The following is a 1,910-nucleotide window of genomic DNA, read 5'->3' on the forward strand; positions in this document are numbered from 1 at the left end:
GCGGACAAAGCTTCAATTCGCGGCGGCGGCACCAATGTCAATTCCGGCAATCGGACTTCCGTGCGGGTCAGATCGCCAACTGTTGCTCAACAATTGTAGCAAAGTACGCGCAGCCATAAGCGAGTGCGTCATCATTGAAATCGAAGGCTGGGTTGTGCAATGCCGCGCTATCTCCGTTGCCGATAAACATGAAATTGCCCGGACGTTGCTCAAGCATGAAAGAAAAATCCTCTCCACCCATGGTTGGCGTTCGGTTGCCGTCAACTGACTCGGAGCCCACCAGTTTGGAGGCTGCATCAATAGCAATGTCGGTTTGTTTCGGGTCGTTTTCCGTCACCGGCAAATCGTCAATGTAATTGAAATCGATATCCGTACCCGTCATGGACGCTACACCCGCGCAAATGTCGTACATCCTTTGTTTGCCCAAAGCACGTGCCTTGCTGGATAGGCTGCGCACGGTCCCTCTGATCTCCGCTGTCTCAGCGATGATGTTATCTGCATTCCCCATGTGGATTTGCGTGATTGAAACGACGTGTTGTGCCGACGCATTTATTGAACGCGACACAATCGTCTGGAAACCTTGGATGATCTGAGCAACGGCAATGGCCGGGTCGTGACCCTCGTGTGGAAAAGCTGCATGGCAGCCTTTTCCAGTTATTTGCACTTCAAATAGGTCCGCAGACCCCATTATGCCTCCCGGGCGAGTAGAGAAATGGCCGATGGGCAGACCAGGAGACGTATGAAGCGCAAAAACGCTTTGAATACCAAAACGGTCCATCAGGCCATCCTGAACCATGGCGAGGCCACCGCCTTCCGCCTCTTCCGCTGGTTGGAAAATTAAAACCGCAGTTCCATTGAAATTACGGGTCTCGCTCAGATAGCGCGCAGCGCCCAGCAGCATCGTTGTGTGCCCATCATGCCCGCAGGCATGCATTCGGCCTTCTATTTTTGACGCGTAAGGGAGATTTGTCTGCTCCTGCATGGGCAATGCGTCCATGTCCGCGCGTAAGCCAATCACTTTGTTACTTGCCGTACTTTCGCCTTTTATCACGGCAACGACGCCTGTTTTCCCAATACCAGTATAAACTTCGTCGACACCCATCTCATGCAAGCGCTCAGCAACCAAACCGGCGGTTCTATGAACGTCGAATGTGATTTCCGGATGTGCGTGAAAGTCGCGACGCCATTCAAATAGTTCAGTTAGCTGCGTGTCAAAAACTTCAGTGTGAACCATTGGTCTGCCCTCAGAAATGACTATAAACGACATGATGCTACACAAAAGCGATCATGATCAATTGGCGGTTCTTCGGTAGCCTTGGGGCTCACAGCGGTCATGCGGCGGTTCGGCGGGCCAAAATCAGTCTACTTGTACATGCCTTGGTGGGCTGAGCGGGACTGAGCCGACACCGAATGAATGCCGGTTGCGGCCAGCACTAGTTTTGAACTTGGCCTTCACACGAGCTTAACCATTGTACTCTCGGGGACACAGAAATTGCGCTGGCACTACGGTATTGCGCTTTTACTTGACATAATCAAGTAATTCTATTTTGCTTGAATTTATCAAGTAAATGGAATTGCAGAATGGATCACATCTCGACAATTCGCGCCTTCAATCGGTTCTACACACAGAGGATGGGTTTGTTCTCCCCCGACTACGGCGGTAGTGGAATGAACCTCACAGAACTGCGGGTTTTCTATGAGATCGGAGTGCAAAATGGCTCAACTGCCCGGTTGATCGCCAATGCCCTGGACCTCGACGAAGGCTATGTCAGTCGTATCTTGAAGAACTTTGAGCGATCCGGATGGATTCTAAGAAAACCTTCTGAACATGATGCACGGCAAAAGGAACTTCATCTTACTGAATCTGGGCACCAGAAGTTTAGCGAGCTTGTCGACCGGATGGCGCTTGA

At 51.2% G+C, this 1,910-nt stretch carries 2 protein-coding genes; one reads left to right on the forward strand and one right to left on the reverse strand.

Features of this window, described 5'->3' with window-relative positions; genetic code table 11:
• Positions 1 to 67: 67 nt before the first annotated feature.
• Positions 68 to 1,234, reverse strand: coding sequence for a M20 aminoacylase family protein (locus tag ACR0JI_RS21890; RefSeq protein WP_480496673.1), 1,167 nt, complete (start codon positions 1,232 to 1,234; stop codon positions 68 to 70).
• Between the two features lie 347 nt (positions 1,235 to 1,581).
• On the opposite strand from ACR0JI_RS21890, the gene ACR0JI_RS21895 reads away from it, so the two are divergent.
• Positions 1,582 to 1,910: MarR family winged helix-turn-helix transcriptional regulator (locus tag ACR0JI_RS21895; RefSeq protein WP_480496674.1), on the forward strand; the 329-nt coding region annotated here is incomplete at its 3' end.

It is taken from the genome of Ruegeria sp. N10 (genome assembly GCF_056531545.1).

What these genes read in the sequence shown, in the direction of transcription:
- ACR0JI_RS21890 (WP_480496673.1), bottom strand. Translation starts at nt 1,234, where the DNA reads ATGGTTCACACTGAAGTTTTTGACACGCAGCTAACTGAACTATTTGAA.